The 15196-nt window shown below is 71.0% G+C and carries 14 protein-coding genes; 6 read left to right on the forward strand and 8 right to left on the reverse strand.

Annotated elements, in window-relative coordinates; translation table 11 throughout:
- Nucleotides 1-24: 24 nt before the first annotated feature.
- A complete protein-coding gene (locus AC1MBW_RS01100) occupies nucleotides 25-594 on the reverse strand; it encodes a hypothetical protein (RefSeq protein WP_480025181.1) in 570 nt (189 codons plus the stop codon).
- A gap of 38 nt (nucleotides 595-632) precedes the next feature.
- Here AC1MBW_RS01100 and map point away from each other — a divergent pair, with 38 nt between their 5' ends.
- Nucleotides 633-1403, forward strand: coding sequence for a type I methionyl aminopeptidase (map, locus tag AC1MBW_RS01105; RefSeq protein ID WP_054145617.1), 771 nt, complete (start codon nucleotides 633-635; stop codon nucleotides 1401-1403).
- A 56-nt stretch (nucleotides 1404-1459) separates the two neighbouring features.
- Here map and trmD read toward each other — a convergent pair whose 3' ends face one another.
- Genes trmD through rpsP form a run of 4 tightly spaced genes read right to left on the reverse strand, consistent with a single transcriptional unit; the run spans nucleotide 1460 to nucleotide 3452 of the window.
- A complete protein-coding gene (gene trmD / locus AC1MBW_RS01110) occupies nucleotides 1460-2152 on the reverse strand; it encodes a tRNA (guanosine(37)-N1)-methyltransferase TrmD (protein WP_054145618.1) in 693 nt (230 codons plus the stop codon).
- 3 nt (nucleotides 2153-2155) lie between these two features.
- Nucleotides 2156-2791, reverse strand: coding sequence for a ribosome maturation factor RimM (gene rimM, locus AC1MBW_RS01115; protein WP_480025182.1), 636 nt, complete (start codon nucleotides 2789-2791; stop codon nucleotides 2156-2158).
- A gap of 4 nt (nucleotides 2792-2795) precedes the next feature.
- A complete protein-coding gene (locus AC1MBW_RS01120; protein ID WP_043596309.1) occupies nucleotides 2796-3032 on the reverse strand; it encodes an RNA-binding protein in 237 nt (78 codons plus the stop codon).
- 3 nt (nucleotides 3033-3035) lie between these two features.
- Complete coding sequence (gene rpsP, locus AC1MBW_RS01125) at nucleotides 3036-3452, reverse strand: 30S ribosomal protein S16 (RefSeq protein ID WP_480025183.1); 417 nt, start codon at nucleotides 3450-3452, stop codon at nucleotides 3036-3038.
- Nucleotides 3453-3755: 303 nt separating this feature from the next.
- On the opposite strand from rpsP, the gene AC1MBW_RS01130 reads away from it, so the two are divergent.
- Nucleotides 3756-4901: a glutamate--cysteine ligase gene (locus tag AC1MBW_RS01130; RefSeq protein ID WP_480025184.1), complete on the forward strand. Its 1146-nt coding sequence runs from the start codon at nucleotides 3756-3758 to the stop codon at nucleotides 4899-4901.
- A 91-nt stretch (nucleotides 4902-4992) separates the two neighbouring features.
- Here the strand turns inward: AC1MBW_RS01130 and ffh are convergent, their stop codons facing one another.
- Nucleotides 4993-6564: a signal recognition particle protein gene (gene ffh / locus AC1MBW_RS01135; RefSeq protein ID WP_480025185.1), complete on the reverse strand. Its 1572-nt coding sequence runs from the start codon at nucleotides 6562-6564 to the stop codon at nucleotides 4993-4995.
- Between the two features lie 104 nt (nucleotides 6565-6668).
- Here ffh and lipB point away from each other — a divergent pair, with 104 nt between their 5' ends.
- A complete protein-coding gene (gene lipB, locus AC1MBW_RS01140) occupies nucleotides 6669-7352 on the forward strand; it encodes a lipoyl(octanoyl) transferase LipB (protein WP_480025186.1) in 684 nt (227 codons plus the stop codon).
- Entirely contained in the window at nucleotides 7349-8335 is a 987-nt protein-coding gene (gene lipA / locus AC1MBW_RS01145) for a lipoyl synthase (RefSeq protein ID WP_054145623.1), read from the forward strand. The genes lipB and lipA overlap by 4 nt, the downstream gene beginning before the upstream one ends.
- Nucleotides 8336-8405: 70 nt before the next feature.
- On the opposite strand, the gene ftsY is transcribed toward lipA, so the two are convergent.
- The gene (gene ftsY / locus AC1MBW_RS01150; RefSeq protein WP_369813588.1) at nucleotides 8406-9287 is read right to left on the reverse strand and encodes a signal recognition particle-docking protein FtsY; all 882 of its coding nucleotides are present in this window, start codon (nucleotides 9285-9287) and stop codon (nucleotides 8406-8408) included.
- A 197-nt stretch (nucleotides 9288-9484) separates the two neighbouring features.
- Here ftsY and AC1MBW_RS01155 point away from each other — a divergent pair, with 197 nt between their 5' ends.
- The gene (locus AC1MBW_RS01155) at nucleotides 9485-10501 is read left to right on the forward strand and encodes a TerC family protein (protein ID WP_480025187.1); all 1017 of its coding nucleotides are present in this window, start codon (nucleotides 9485-9487) and stop codon (nucleotides 10499-10501) included.
- Nucleotides 10502-10588: 87 nt separating this feature from the next.
- Entirely contained in the window at nucleotides 10589-11170 is a 582-nt protein-coding gene (locus AC1MBW_RS01160; protein ID WP_480025188.1) for a histidine phosphatase family protein, read from the forward strand.
- Nucleotides 11171-11515: 345 nt separating this feature from the next.
- On the opposite strand, the gene smc is transcribed toward AC1MBW_RS01160, so the two are convergent.
- Entirely contained in the window at nucleotides 11516-15193 is a 3678-nt protein-coding gene (smc, locus tag AC1MBW_RS01165) for a chromosome segregation protein SMC (protein ID WP_480025189.1), read from the reverse strand.
- Nucleotides 15194-15196: the final 3 nt, after the last annotated feature.

Below are 15196 nucleotides of genomic sequence, written 5' to 3' on the forward strand. Positions count from 1 at the left end.
TGTGCCACAGCACGGGCACCCGTGTCAGCCTCGCGGCGTGATGGTGATGACCGGGCCGTCGTCGCCGTAACCGGGCCGACGCCCCGCGGCGACCCCGGTGCCCGACGCGACCCTCTCGAGGTCGGCGAGCGACACGGCCATGCGGGCCCGCGCCTCCGTCACGAACTGCCACAGCGCCGCGGCGAACAGGCCCACGCCCGCCGCGATCGTCACGACGGCGCAGAGCGCGAACAGGGCGGTCGAGAGGTCGAGGGACGAGACCCCGCCGGCGACCTGCGTGAAGGCCGACGCGGACTCGGACTCGGCGGAGCTGTCGACGATGAAGAACCCGAGACCGAGCTGCCCGAGCCACGACAGCGTGAGCAGACCGACGTCGGCCCACGACACGGCCTTCGCCTGCCGGACGCTGCGGCGGCCCACCACCACACCGGTGGCCACCGCCTGCCCCACGAAGAGCAGGGGCACGAGCAGCAGCTGACCCACGAACTGCAGTCCCAACGGGACGCCGAAGAACGCCCGGCCCAGCAGCACCCAGAGAGGCAGCACGAACACGGCCACCCAGAGGAGGCGGTAGAACACCCGGCGCATCGTCATGCGGTCGAGGCTACGAAACGATCGTGAAGAATGGCTGCATGATCGAACTGCGCACCCCCGACGAGATCGAGCGCATGCGGCCCGCCGGAGCCTTCGTCGCCCGCGTGCTCGAGGCGACCAGAGCTGCCGCACGACCGGGGGTCGACCTGCTCGAGATCGACGCGCTCGCGCACCGCATGATCCGCGAGGCGGGTGCCGAGAGTTGCTACGTCGACTACCACCCGTCGTTCGGCGCGAGTCCGTTCGGCAAGGTGATCTGCACGTCGGTGAACGACGCGGCCCTGCACGGCCTGCCGCACCGCTACCGCCTGCGCGACGGAGACCTGCTCAGCCTCGACTTCGCCGCGTCGGTGGACGGCTGGGTCGCCGACTCGGCCGTGTCGTTCGTCGTCGGCGAGCAGGCGACGTCGGAGGACCTCCGCCTGATCGAGACGTGCGAGGTCGCACTCGACGCCGGCATCGCCGCCCTGAGGCCGGGCGCCAAGCTCGGCGACGTCTCGGCGGCGATCGGCCAGGTCGCCCGTGGTGCGGGCTACGGGGTCAACCTGCAGTTCGGCGGCCACGGGGTCGGACGGACGATGCACGGCGATCCCCACGTGCCGAACGACGGACGCGCGGGCAGGGGCTGGCCGGTGCGGCCCGGGCTCGTGGTCGCGATCGAGCCGTGGCTGATGCGGGGCACCGACGAGATCGTCACCGACGCCGACGGCTGGACCCTGCGCAGCGTCGACGGCTCGAGGGCGGCGCACGTCGAGCACACCGTCGCCGTCACCGAGGACGGACCGCTCGTGCTCACCGCACGCGGCTGACCCGGAGGCGCCGGGGGCCTGGGCCCCAAGGCGCGGGCCTCAGCCCGCGGACCGCGTCAGTCGAGCAGGTCGGGCCGCACCCGGCGGGTGCGTTCGAGCTGCTGCTCACGACGCCAGGTCGCGATGGCCGCGTGGTTGCCGCTGAGCAGCACGGGAGGCACGTCGAGACCCCGCCAGGAAGCCGGCTTGGTGTAGCTCGGGTACTCGAGCAGGCCGTCTTCGTGGCTCTCTTCGGTGAGGCTCTCGGGGTTGCCCACGACACCCGGGACGAGACGCCCGATGGCCTCGATCATGGCGGTGACGGCGACCTCGCCGCCGTTCAGCACGTAGTCGCCGAGGCTGATCTCACGCACCGTCGCCCGGGTGGCGGCGTGCTCGACGACGCGCTGGTCGATGCCCTCGTAACGGCCGCAGGTGAAGACCAGGTGGGGCGCGAACGCGAGCTCACGAGCCGTGGCCTGGGTGAACGGCGTGCCGGCCGGCGACGGGACGATCATGATCGTGTCGTCCGGCGTGGACGTCTCGCCGAAGACGTGGTCGAGTGCCTCGCCCCAGGGCTCGGGGCGCATGACCATGCCGGCTCCCCCGCCGTAGGGCGTGTCGTCGACGGTGCGGTGCCGGTCGTGCGTGAAGTCACGCAGGTCGTGCACCTCGACGTCGAGCAGCTTCTGCTGCCTGGCCTTGCCGAGCAACGAGATGTCGAGCACCCCGAAGAACTCGGGGAAGATCGACACGATGTCGATGCGCACGCGTCAGCGCTCGTCGTCGGGAGCGGACTCGGCGTCGGAAGTCGGCTCGGCGTCGGGAATGGACCCACCGTCGGATGTCGGCTCGTCGTCCGTGTCGTCGGCCAGCTCTTCGAAGAGCCCCTGCGGCGGGGTCACGACGACCACACCGGCCTCGACGTCGACCTTCGGCACGAGGGCCGAGACGAACGGGACGAGGACCTCGCCCGACGCGGTGTCGACCGCGAGGAGGTCTTGGGCCGGCAGGTGGTCGACCCGGGCCACGGTGCCGACGACGACGCCGTCGCGTTCGACGCGGAGGCCGACCAGCTGGTGGTCGTACCAGGCGTCGTCCTCGTGCGGCAGCTCGTCGGTGTCTTGGTCGACCCAGAGGATCGCCTTGACGAGGGACTCGGCGGCGGTGCGGTCGTCGACGCCCTCGAAGAAGCCCACCGGGTGGCTGTTGTACCAGCGCAACTCGGTGAGGGTGAGGGTCTTGTCGTGCCAGGCACTGTCGGCGGGCACCTGCAGGCGGAACACGGCACCCGGCACGAAGCGCTGCTCGGGGGTGTCGGTGAAGAGTTCGAGCTTCAGGGCGCCCTTGAGGCCGTGGGCCTTGGTGAGTCGCCCCACCCGGAGTTCGGTCTTGCGGTCGGACGGCACGGTTCTAGAGATCGCCGTCGACGACGTCGACCCGGACACGCTTGCCGTCGGCCAGCGCCGTGATCAGGGTGCGGAGGGCCTTGGCGGTGCGGCCGGCGCGGCCGATCACGCGACCGAGGTCGTCCGCGTGGACGTGCACCTCGAGGACGTCACCTCGCGGGGAGTTCTTCTCCACGACCTGCACCTCGTCCGGGTGATCGACGATCCCCCGGACGAGGTGTTCGAGTGCAGGTGCGAGCACTGACTACGCCTCGGTGGTCTCGGTGTCGTCGCTGGACTCGGCGGGCGCCTCGGCCTTGACCGCGGGCTTCTCGGTCTTGGGCACGAGGACCGGCTTCTTCTTCTCGTCGGCGACGAAGGCCTCTTTCGGGGTCTTGGTCTTGACGGTGCTGACGGCGTCGGCGTCGCCCTTGAACTTGCCCCAGTCACCCGTGAGCTTCAGCAGCGCGGCGACCTGCTCGGTCGGCTGTGCGCCGACGCCGAGCCAGTACTGCGCACGCTCGGACTCGACCTCGATGAACGAGGGCTCTTCGGTCGGGTGGTACTTGCCGATCTCTTCGATGACGCGACCGTCGCGCTTGGTGCGCGAGTCGGCGACGACGATGCGGTAGTAGGGGGCGCGGATCTTGCCCATGCGCTTGAGACGGATCTTGACAGCCACAATTCTCCTGTGTGATGTGATGTGGGCGAGTTGCCAGCCGTGAGCGTGGGGGCACACTCGGCTCGAAAGCTCTGATGGGAGTCGAACGTCGCCTGATTAGAGGGTCGGACGACAGAAGACTCGACCTCCCATTGTTGCAGACGAAAGGCGATCTGCACGAATTGCGTCGCGTCGTGTCCGGCACCGCGCCTCCTCGGCGTCAGCGGAGGACACGGGCGGCGCCGGCCAGCCCGGCGGACGGCCCCCTCGTGCCCTCGGCTGGCAGGATGGACCCGCCCTGACGCCCACGGGAAGGCCACGCGGATGCGCATCGATTTCACGACCTCAGAGCGGTCGACCCTCGGCGTCGAGTGGGAGCTCGCCCTCGTCGACCACGAGTCGGGAGAGCTGGCGCCGCACGCCCCGGCGATCCTCGCCGATCTCGCCCACGTCAACGACGGCGGTCCCGAGCGGTTGACGACCGAACTGCTCACGAACACGGTCGAGGTCGTCACCGGAGTCCACCGCCGGGTGGCCGACGCCGTCGACGACCTCACGGGCACGATCGACCAGGTCCGCGGCCCCGCCTCGGTGCTCGGCGCCGACCTGATGTGCGCCGGGACGCACCCCTACAGCCGCTACGTCGACCAGGAGGTGACCCCCGGCAAGGAGCGCTACGCGACCCTGATCGACCGCACGCGCTGGTGGGGTCGCCAGATGATGATCTGGGGCGTCCACGTGCACGTCGGCATCGACGACCGTGACAAGGCCCTGCCGATCCTCAACGGCATGCTCACCTACCTGCCGCACTTCCAGGCCCTCACGGCGTCCAGCCCGTTCTGGGTCGGGGAGGAGACGGGATACGCCTCGAACCGCGCCCTGATGTTCCAGCAGTTGCCGACGGCGGGCCTGCCGCCCCAGTTCGCGACCTGGTTCGAGTACGAGGCCATGGTGGCCGACATGACGCACACCGGCGTGATCGACGACCACAGCGAACTGCGCTGGGACCTCCGCCCCTCGCCGAAGTGGGGCACGCTCGAGACCCGCGTGTTCGACGGCATCGCGACGACCGACGAGCTCGCCGCCGTGACGGCGCTGGTGCAGTGCCTCGTCGACGACATGTCCGAGCGGCTCGACCGCGGCGAGGACCTGCCGAGCATGCAGCCGTGGTTCGTGCGCGAGAACAAGTGGCGTGCCGCCCGGTACGGCATGGACGCCATCGTCATCCAGAACGCGGCCGGTGACGAACGACTGGTGACGGACGACCTCCGCGAACTCGTGACGACGCTCGAGCCGGCGGCCGAACGCCTCGGGTGCCTCGACGAACTGCACTCGCTCGCCACGATCACCGACCGCGGGGCCAGCTACCAGCGCCAACTCGCCGTCGCCGCCGCCCACGGCGGAGATCTCCGGCCCGTCGTGGCCTCGCTGGTCCGCGAGTTCGACGAGGGGTTGTCCGCGGCCGAGTGAGCCGTCGCGTCCGGCGTCACGCACGGACGACGACGCCCGCCCCGCGTCTGGCGGGACGGGCGTCGTGGGCCTTCAGGAGGCGCGGGTCGGGTCAGCCGCGGCCGAGCATCTTCTGCAGCGACGCGAGCTCTTCGGGCGAGGGTGCCGTGCCGCCGGCCGTGGCCCCACCGCCGCCGAGCCCGAAGCCCGAACCGCCGGGAGCCGAGGAAGCCGGCTTGGCACCGGTGGCGAGGGCGGCGTTCTGGGCGGCACGCTTCGCCGGGTTGCCGGCCTTGGAGCCCTTCTTCTTGGGCTGCGCCTTCTTGCCGGCGTACGAGGCCCCGGGGATCGGGCCCATGCCGGGGACCTGGGGCACGCCGCCCTTGGCGACGGTCTTCATCATCTTCGAGGCCTGCTCGAAGCGCTGGACGAGCTGGTTGACGTCGGTTACGGTCATGCCCGAGCCTCGGGCGATGCGCAGTCGACGCGAGCCGTTGAGCAGCTTGGGCATCGCGCGCTCTTGCCGGGTCATCGACTGGATGATCGCCTCGGTGCGGACGATCTCGCGCTCGTCGAAGTTCTCGAGCTGCTCACGCATGCCCTTGGCGCCCGGCAGCATGCCGAGCATGCCCTTGATCGAGCCCATCTTGCGAAGCTGCTGCATCTGCGTGAGGAAGTCGTCGAGCGTGAAGGAGTCGGTCGCGATCTTCTGAGCGACCGCCATCGCCTCTTCTTCGTCGAAGGCCTGCTGGGCCTGCTCGATGAGCGAGAGGATGTCACCGAGGTCGAGGATGCGGCTCGCCATGCGGTCGGGGTGGAACGGCTCGAAGTCGTCGAGCGACTCACCCGTCGACGCGAACATGATGGGGCGGCCGGTGACCGACGCGACGCTGAGGGCGGCACCACCGCGGGCGTCGCCGTCGAGCTTCGAGAGCACGACGCCGGTGAAGTCCACGCCGTCCTGGAAGGCCTTGGCTGTGGCGACCGCATCCTGACCGATCATCGCGTCGATGACGAAGAGCACCTCGTCGGGATCGACGGCCTTGCGGATGTTCGCGGCCTGCTTCATGAGCTCGGCGTCGACGCCGAGACGACCGGCCGTGTCGACGATGACGGTGTCGTACTGCTTGTCGCGGGCGTACTTGATGGCTTGCTTGGCGACCTTGACGGGGTCGCCGACGCCGTTGCCGGGCTCGGGTGCGAAGACGTGGGCACCGGCCTGCTCACCGACGACCTGCAGCTGCGTCACCGCGTTGGGACGCTGGAGGTCGGCCGCCACGAGCATGGGCGTGTGGCCGTCCTTCGCGAGCCACTTGGCCAGCTTGCCCGCGAGGGTCGTCTTGCCGGCACCCTGGAGGCCCGCGAGCATGATGACGGTCGGCGGGTTCTTGGCGAACTCGAGCCGACGCTGCTGACCACCGAGGATCTGCACCAGTTCTTCGTTGACGATCTGGACGACCTGTTGCGCCGGGTTCAGGGCCTTGCTGACCTCGTCGCCGAGGGCGCGGTCGCGCACCGTGTTCGTGAACGCCTTGACGACGTCGAACGCGACGTCGGCGTCGAGCAGGGCGCGACGGATCTCGCGCACGGTGCCGTCGACGTCGGCGGGGCTCAGCTTGCCCTTGTTGCGGAGGTTCTTGAACGTTTCCGCGAGGCGGTCGGAGAGGGTTCCAAAAGTGGCCATGGTGCGCCCATCTTAACCGACCGTCGGCGTCCCGCGCTGCGTGGCCGCGCCTCCTGGGCCCGCTTTTGTTGTACTCGGTGCATCAATGTGGTTACCCTCAGGGCATGACCACGACGCGACGTGTCGGCCTGACGGGTCCGCCGCTCGACTACCGCGAGGGGCTGCGCCTGCAGCGACAGCTGCACGCCGACGTGGTGGCGGGGCGGCTCGACTCGGCCCTCGTCCTCTGCCAGCACCCGTCCGTCTACACGGCGGGGACGCGGACGCAGCCGAGCGACCTGCCCCGCGACGGCTCCCCCGTCGTCCCGGTCGACCGCGGCGGACGCATCACCTGGCACGGCCCCGGCCAGCTCGTGGCGTACCCGATCGGGCGCCTGCCCGAGCCGCTCGACGTCGTCGCGCACGTCCGGGCGCTCGAGGCGTGCCTGATCGACGCGTGCTCGGGCGTCGGCGTGCCGGCGGTGCGGGTGGCGGGGCGCAGCGGCGCCTGGGTGCGGGGGCCCTTCGGTGACGAGAAGGTCGCGGCGGTCGGCGTGCGGGTCGCCGAGGGCGTGACGATGCACGGCGTCGCCGTCAATTGCGACGCCGACCTGTCCCCCTACGCCCAGATCGTGCCCTGCGGCATCACCGACGCCGGCGTGACCAGCCTGACCCGCGCCTCCGGGAGGCGCGTGGCCGTCACCGACGTCGCGGACGCCCTCGAGGCGACCCTGACCGCCTACCTGACCAGCCTCGAGACCGCCCGCCGCCTGCCTGCCCGACCCGACCCCGTGGGAGCCCACCGATGACGACGACCGCCCCCGAGGGCCGACGCCTGCTGCGCGTCGAGGCCCGCAACGCCGAGACCCCGATCGAGAAGAAGCCGGCCTGGATCAAGACGACCGCGAGGCAGGGGCCCGAGTACCGCGCCCTGACCGAGCTCGTGGTCGACAAGAAGCTGCACACCGTCTGCCAGGAAGCCGGCTGCCCGAACATCTTCGAGTGCTGGGAGGACCGCGAGGCCACGTTCCTGATCGGCGGCTCGCAGTGCACGCGCCGCTGCGACTTCTGTCAGATCGACACCGGCAGGCCGAGCCCGCTCGACCGCCGCGAGCCGCTCTCGGTCGCCGAGTCGGTGCGCGAGATGGGGCTGCACTACGCGACCGTCACGGGCGTCGCGCGCGACGACCTCGACGACGGAGGCGCGTGGCTCTACGCCGAGACCATCCGGCGCATCCACGAGCTGAACCCGGGCACGGGCGTCGAGATCCTCGTGCCCGACTTCACCGGTCGCCCCGACCTGCTCGGGCAGGTCTTCGACGCCCGGCCCGAGGTCTTCGCGCACAACGTCGAGACGGTGCCTCGCATCTTCAAGCGCATCCGCCCCGCGTTCACCTTCGAGCGGTCCCTCGACGTCATCACGCAGGGGCACGACGCCGGGCTCGTCACGAAGTCGAACCTCATCCTCGGCATGGGTGAAGAACGGGGTGAGGTGATCGACGCCCTCGAACGCCTCCGGGAGGCGCACACCGACATCGTCACGCTGACCCAGTACCTGCGCCCCAGCCCCCGGCACCTGCCGGTCGCCCGGTGGGTGCACCCGGACGAGTTCGTCGACTTCCGCGAGATCGCGGAGGACATGGGCTTCAGCGGCGTGCTCGCCGGGCCGCTCGTGCGGTCGTCGTACCGGGCGGGCCGGCTGTGGGCGCGGGCGACCGAGGCACGCGGCGGGATCGTGCCCGAGGCGCTGCGGCACCTGCTCGAGGCGGGGGCCGGACGCCAGGCCGTGTGACCCGCGGTGGGGTGGACGCAGGAGGCGCGGGTCACGGGACCCGCGCCTCCTGCGTTCCGGGCGGCGGCAGCTAGGCGATCAGGTTCTGGACGAACACGTGGGGGGTGAAGCCGGTGAGGTCGCCGATGCCCTCGCCCTGACCGACGAGCTTGATCGGGATGCCGGTCTGCTCTTGCACCGCGAGGACGAAACCGCCTCGGGCCGAGCCGTCGAGCTTCGTCAGGACGAGGCCGGTCACCCCGGCGTGCTCGATGAAGGCCTGCGCCTGGGCCAGGCCGTTCTGGCCGGTCGTCGCGTCGAGCACGAGCAGCACCTCGGCGATCTCGGTCTGCTTCTCGACCACGCGCTTGATCTTGCCGAGCTCGTCCATCAGGCCCGACTTCGTCTGCAGGCGCCCCGCCGTGTCGATGAGGACGATCTCGATGCCCTCGCGCATGGCGAGCTCGACCGTCTGGAACGCCACCGACGCGGGGTCCTGGCCCTGCTGCTGGGGGCGGACGATGCGGGCGCCGGCACGCTCGGCCCAGGTCGCGACCTGCTCGACGGCGGCCGCACGGAAGGTGTCGGCCGCTCCCACGACGACCGAGCGGTCGTAGTTGCGCAGGAACTTGGCGAACTTGCCGATGGTCGTCGTCTTGCCGACGCCGTTGACGCCGACCATCAGCACCACGGCGGGTCGGGCGCTGAGCTTGAGGGTCGAGTCGAGCTTCGAGAGCCGTTCTTCGAGCGTCTCGCGCAGCATGCGCTTGAGGTCGGCGGGGTCGGTGGTCGAGTAACGCTGCACCTTCGCCTGCAGGTCGTCGATGATCTGCTCGGTCACGTCGGGGCCGAAGTCGGCGCCGATCAGGGCGGCCTCGAGGTCGTCCCACGTGGTCTCGTCGATCGTCTTCTTGGCGAACATGCCACGGAGGGCACCGGAGAGGGACCAGGGAGAAGCCATGCGGGCCAGCATATTCGGCCCCGGGCGAGACCGCGGACGTGCAGAGGCTGTAAGCTCGTCAGGTTGAAGGGGAGTACTCCCACGCGGTGGCGTCGTCAATACGGAAGAGACCGATCTCGACCCGGTGCACCGGTTCGCAGTCGTCCTGATCAGGACGCGACGCGAGTGGAGGAGACCTTCGGTACCCGCTGCGTACTGGAGGTACACACATGGACGTCCACTTCTTCACCTGGGCGATCACCATCGCCGGCATCATCGGCCTGCTGTTCTTCGACTTCTTCAGTCACGTCCGCACGCCGCACGAGCCGACCATCCGCGAGTCGGCCATCTGGTCGGGCGTCTACATCGGCATCGCGGTCCTGTTCGGCGTCGGCGTCGGCGTCTTCTCGAACTGGACCTTCGGTGGCGAGTACTTCGCCGGCTACATCACCGAGAAGGCCCTCTCGGTCGACAACCTGTTCGTCTTCCTGATCATCATGACGAGCTTCGCGGTGCCCCGCATCTACCAGCAGAAGGTGCTGCTCGTCGGCATCGCGATCGCCCTGCTCTCGCGCGGTCTGTTCATCGCGGCCGGCGTCGTCATCATCGAGAACTTCTCGTGGGTCTTCTACCTCTTCGGCATCCTGCTCTTCTGGCTCGCCTACAGCCAGGTCAAGGGCGGCCACGGGGACGACGAGAAGGACGAGGCGGACAGCAAGCTCATCCGCGCCCTGCGCCGCGTCATCCCGACGTCGAACGACTACGACGGCCAGAAGCTCACCACCAAGGTGAACGGCAAACGCCTCTTCACCCCGCTCTTCCTCGTCATGGTGGCGATCGGCCTGACCGACGTCCTGTTCGCGCTCGACTCGATCCCCGCCATCTTCGGCCTCACGCAAGAGGCGTACATCGTCTTCACGGCGAACGCGTTCTCGCTGCTCGGCCTGCGTCAGCTGTACTTCCTGATCTCGGGTCTGCTCGAGCGCCTCGTCTACCTGGCCCAGGGGCTGGCGGTCATCCTCGCCTTCATCGGCGTCAAGCTGCTGTTCCACGCCCTGCACGTCAACGAGGTGCCGTTCATCAACGGCGGCGAGCCGATCACCTGGATCCCCGAGATCCCCATCTGGTTCTCCCTCGGCTTCATCGTGCTGACCATCGCCGTGGCGACGGTCGCCAGCCTCGCGAAGACCCGACGGGACGCCGGCGCGAAGGCCGGCGTCACGGCGAGCACCGACGACGACCACTGATCCCCCGACGGGCGGCCCCGTCCGGGGCCGCCCGTCGTCACTCCCCCGCGGCACCGCCGCGGCCGCACCACGAAACGGAACGCCCCGATGCGCCTCGAACTCATCCGCCACGGTCAGACCGACTGGAACCTCGCCGACAAGCTGCAGGGCTCGTCCGACATCCCACTGAACGACACCGGCCGCGGCCAGGCCCTCGAGGCGGCACGTCTGCTGGCCGGCGTCGAATGGAGCGCCATCGTGTCGTCGCCGCTCGGCCGTGCCCGCGAGACCGCCGAGATCATCGCCGGCGAGCTCGGCATCGAGCTCGGTGACGCCTACGACGAGCTGATCGAGCGCGACTACGCCTCGCACGAAGGGCGGACCCCGGAGTCGCCGATCCCCGACCAGCCGAACGCCGACTACCCCGACATCGAGCCGCGCGAGTCGGTCGCCGCCCGGGGCATCGGCGCGCTCGAGATGATCCGCGACACGCGACTGCCGCTCGACGGTGACGACGCCCACATCGTCGTCGTCTGCCACGGCACGATCATCCGCTTCACCCTCGCCGAGATCCTCGGCCGAGAGGTCCCGCACATCGAGAACGCGGCGGCGAACACGGTCGAGTGGGACGGCACCGCCTGGCACGTGCTGAGCATCAACGGCGGGGTCGTCGACACGCCGATCGACTGACACCCCGGTGCTCCACGGGGCACGACGAGAACGCAGGAGGCGCGGCCACGCAGGTCGCGCCTCCTGCGTCTCTCGTCGGGTCGGGTCGGGTCGGGTCAGGGCCCGACCTGACCCGGGCAGACCGACTCCGAGGCTCACGGCGTGCCGAACCCGACCCCACTGAGGGCTCGCGGCGTGCCGAACCCGACAACTCGTGCGCGACGCGCCGCTCAGTTCCTCCTGAGCAATCGGCTGGAGGCCTCCTGGTCGCGAATTGCACACCAGGAGCGGGCAGGGGCGGGCGGGGACGGGCTGAGGCGGTTCCGCGCTGACGAGGACGGCGAGGGCGGCGAGGGCGAACGGTGGTCAGCGGGCGGGGGCGGCGGTGCCCCGCTCGGCGACGACGCGTTGTCCGACGACGGCGCTGACGCCGTCCTGACGCATCGAGACGCCGTAGAGGGCGTCGGCGATCTCCATCGTGCGCTTCTGATGCGTGATGACGATGAGCTGGCTCGACTCGCGGAGGTCTTCGAAGATGGTCAGCAACCGGCCGAGGTTGGCGTCGTCGAGGGCCGCCTCGACCTCGTCCATGATGTAGAACGGGCTCGGCCGGGCCTTGAAGATCGCGATCAGCAGCGCCACGGCGGCCAGCGACCGCTCGCCACCCGACAGCAGCGACAGCCGCTCGATCTTCTTGCCGGCCGGTTTCACCGTCACCTCGATACCGGTCGCCAACAGGTCGTCGGGGTCGGTCAGGTGCAGCGAGCCGCTGCCTCCGGGGAAGAGGATCGGGAAGACCTCGTCGAAGGCGGCCTGGGTGTCGGCGAACGCGCTCGCGAAGATGGTCTGCATCTTGTCGTCGATCTCGTCGATGATCGTCAAGAGGTCCTTGCGGGTGCCGGTCAGGTCGGTCAGCTGCTCGGTCAGGAAGACGTGGCGCTGCTCGAGCGCCGCGAACTCCTCGAGGGCCAGCGGGTTGACCCGCCCGAGCCGGGCGAGCTTCTTCTCGGCCGCGGCGAGCCGGCGCTGCTGGGCCGCCCGGTCGAAGGGCACGCCCCGAGGAGGCGCGGCGTCGTCCTCGCCCGCGGCGTCGCCCTCGCCCGCGGCGTCGCCCTCGTCCGCGGCGTCGCCCTCGTCCGCGGCGTCGTCCTCGCCCGCGGCGTCGACGTCGACCAGGTCGACCTCGTCGTCGACGGACGGTCGGGCCACGACCTCGTCGTCGCTCGGCACGGGCACGTGCGGTCCGTACTCGGCCACGAGGACGTCCTCGACGAGGCCGAGCTCGGAGCCGGCTCGTTCGAGCAGCCCGGACAGGTGCAACTTCTGCTCGTAGATCTCCATCTCGAGGCCGTGCACGCTCTCGGTCACGGTGGCGAGCCGGTCGCGCAGCTCGCGCTCGGCCCGGCGCAGCGCCTGCAACTCGGTGTTCTGCTCGGCCCGGGCCGCCTCGGCCTCGGCCAGCACCGCGCGCGCCTCGGCCACCGACCGGGCGACCGCGTCCAGGGTCGGCGGCAAGGCCTCGAGCACCGACGACGTGGCGGCCATCTGGCGCTGCCGCACCACCGTCTGACGCGCCTGCAGCTCGGCGGCCGCCCGTTGCTCGTCGAGCTGGCGTTGCAGGGCCTCGGCACGGGCGATCTCGGCCCGGACCCGTTCGCGCACCGTCTCGAGGGCGATGCGGCGCTCGGTCTCGACGGCCCGCGCGGCCTCGACCTCGGCCAGCAGGCCGTCGCGCGCCGACGCGTCGAGCAGCGGACGCGGGCGGGCGGCGTGCTGGTCGTGGGCGGCCGACGCGGCGTCGACGGTGCGGCTCGCGGCGTCGACGGCCTCGACCGACGCGTCGAGGGCGTCCGAGAGACGGTCGACCTCGGCCTCGGCGGCCTCGACCCGGGCACGCAGGCGACCGAGTTGCTGCCCGTGGGAGGTGACCCGCGCCTCCTCGTCCCGGGCGGCTGCCGCTGCCTCTTTCGCGCGGGTGCGCGTCGTGGTGAGCCGCTCCCGCAGCTCGGCGAGTTCGGGGGCGAGACGTTCGATCTCGGTGGCCGCGCCGGTGAGCCGGTCGGCGGCCGCGTCACGCTCGGCGACGAGCTCGAGGCGCGACCGCTCGGCGCCCGACCCGCCGCGCAGCACGTAGTCGGTCAACACCTCGCCCGCCCGCGTGATGACGGTCACGGGGACCGGGTGGCCGGCGAGGGCCTGCCAGGCCGTGCGCGCGACCACGAGGTCGTCGGCCACGACGGTGGCGGCCAGCAGTCCGAGCACCCCGGGAGGCGCGGTGACGACGGCCGTGGCGGCGACGGCTCCGGTCGGGAGGTCGACGTCGAGCGTCGACAGGGGCCGCACGGGCTCGGCCACGACGACCTCGACCCGGCCGAGCTCGGCCTCGGTGGCGTGCGCGACGGCGTCGACCGCGGCCTCGACGTCGTCGGCCAGCACCGAGTCGACCACGCTGCCGAGCGCCGCGGCGACGGCGGCCTCGTAGCCGGGACGCACCTGCACGTGCTCGGTCACGAGGCCACGGATGCCCGGTCGGCCCGCGGCCACGAGAGCGGCCGTGGCGTCGTTCTGGTCGAGGGCGAGAGACAGGGCGCTCCGGCGGGCCGCGAGGGCGTCCCGCTCGCGTTCGGCCGCGTGCAGGCGGTCGCGCAGCTCGTCGACGCTCGCCGTGAGAGCCGTCAGTCGCTCTTCGGCCTCGGCCTGGACGGCGGCGTGATCGACCCCGTCGGCGTCGGCACGCGGTGACCGATGCTCGAGCTCGGCGTACTCGGCCCGCCCGGCGTCACGACGCGCCTCGGCGGCCTCGAGCGCGGCACGCTGACGCAGCTGCTCGCCCCGGACGGCGGCGAGCCCCGACCGCGCCGTCTCGAGGGCGCCACGCAGGCGGGTCGCCTCGAGGTCGTGCTGCGAGACGAGGACGCTCTGCGCCTGGATCTCGACGTCGAGGGCGTCGAGGGACGCGCGGACGGTGGCCAGCTCGGCCCCGGCGGCCCCCACCGCCGCCTCGGCCTGCGAGACGTCGCCGCGCAGACGCTCGGCCTCGTCGCGGGCGTCGGCGACCATGCCCGCGCTGACGGTGGTCGCCACGGCGGGCTGGTCCGCCTGCTGGGCGAGCAGCTGGAGACGCTGCTGCGCGAGGCTCGACAGGCTGCGCAGGCGCTCGTGGACCGACTCGAGCCCGAAGACCACCCGGCGGGCGTCGTCGACGGCGTCGCCGATCATGGCCTGCTCGAGGCGGTGCTCACGCTGCTTGTTCTCGTCGAGGCGGTCCTGCAGCACGATGCGCTCGCTCTTGCGCTCGGCCTCGGTGCTCGACCTGGCCGTGAGCGACTCGCGCAGGCCGACGACCTCGTCCGCCAAGAGACGGGCGCGGGCGTCCCGGACGACCGCGGCGATGGTCTGCGCCTCGCGGGCGATCTCGGCCTGGCGCCCGAGCGGTTTGAGTTGACGGCGGAGCTCGCCCGCGAGGTCGCTGAGCCGCGTGAGGTTCGTCTGCATGGCCTCGAGCTTGCGGAGGGTCTTCTCCTTGCGACGACGGTGCTTGAGGATGCCGGCGGCCTCCTCGACGAAGCCCCGGCGGTCCTCCGGGGTGGCACGCAGCACGGCGTCGAGCTGCCCCTGCCCCACGATGACGTGCATCTCGCGGCCGAGGCCGGAGTCGCTGAGCAGCTCTTGCACGTCGAGCAGCCGGCAGCCCTCGCCGTTGATGGCGTACTCGCTGCCGCCGTTGCGGAAGAGGGTGCGGCTGATCGTCACCTCGGTGTAGTCGATCGGCAGGGCCCCGTCGGAGTTGTCGATCGTCAAGACGACCTGCGCCCGACCGAGCGGGCCGCGGGTGGAGGTGCCGGCGAAGATGACGTCCTCCATCTTGCCGCCGCGGAGGTTCTTCGCCCCCTGCTCTCCCATCACCCAGGCGAGGGCGTCGACGACGTTGCTCTTGCCCGAACCGTTCGGGCCGACGACGCAGGTGACCCCCGGCTCGAAGGCGAACGTGGTCGCCGAGGCGAACGACTTGAAGCCCTTGAGCGTGAGGCTCTTCAGGTACATGCG

This window comes from Frigoribacterium sp. AP1, assembly GCF_056680555.1.

What these genes read in the sequence shown, in the direction of transcription:
- AC1MBW_RS01100 (WP_480025181.1), bottom strand. Translation starts at nt 594, where the DNA reads ATGACGATGCGCCGGGTGTTCTACCGCCTCCTCTGGGTGGCCGTGTTC.
- map (WP_054145617.1), top strand. Translation starts at nt 633, where the DNA reads ATGATCGAACTGCGCACCCCCGACGAGATCGAGCGCATGCGGCCCGCC.
- AC1MBW_RS01130 (WP_480025184.1), top strand. Translation starts at nt 3,756, where the DNA reads ATGCGCATCGATTTCACGACCTCAGAGCGGTCGACCCTCGGCGTCGAG.
- ffh (WP_480025185.1), bottom strand. Translation starts at nt 6,564, where the DNA reads ATGGCCACTTTTGGAACCCTCTCCGACCGCCTCGCGGAAACGTTCAAG.
- lipB (WP_480025186.1), top strand. Translation starts at nt 6,669, where the DNA reads ATGACCACGACGCGACGTGTCGGCCTGACGGGTCCGCCGCTCGACTAC.
- lipA (WP_054145623.1), top strand. Translation starts at nt 7,349, where the DNA reads ATGACGACGACCGCCCCCGAGGGCCGACGCCTGCTGCGCGTCGAGGCC.
- ftsY (WP_369813588.1), bottom strand. Translation starts at nt 9,287, where the DNA reads ATGCTGGCCCGCATGGCTTCTCCCTGGTCCCTCTCCGGTGCCCTCCGT.
- AC1MBW_RS01155 (WP_480025187.1), top strand. Translation starts at nt 9,485, where the DNA reads ATGGACGTCCACTTCTTCACCTGGGCGATCACCATCGCCGGCATCATC.
- AC1MBW_RS01160 (WP_480025188.1), top strand. Translation starts at nt 10,589, where the DNA reads ATGCGCCTCGAACTCATCCGCCACGGTCAGACCGACTGGAACCTCGCC.
- smc (WP_480025189.1), bottom strand. Translation starts at nt 15,193, where the DNA reads ATGTACCTGAAGAGCCTCACGCTCAAGGGCTTCAAGTCGTTCGCCTCG.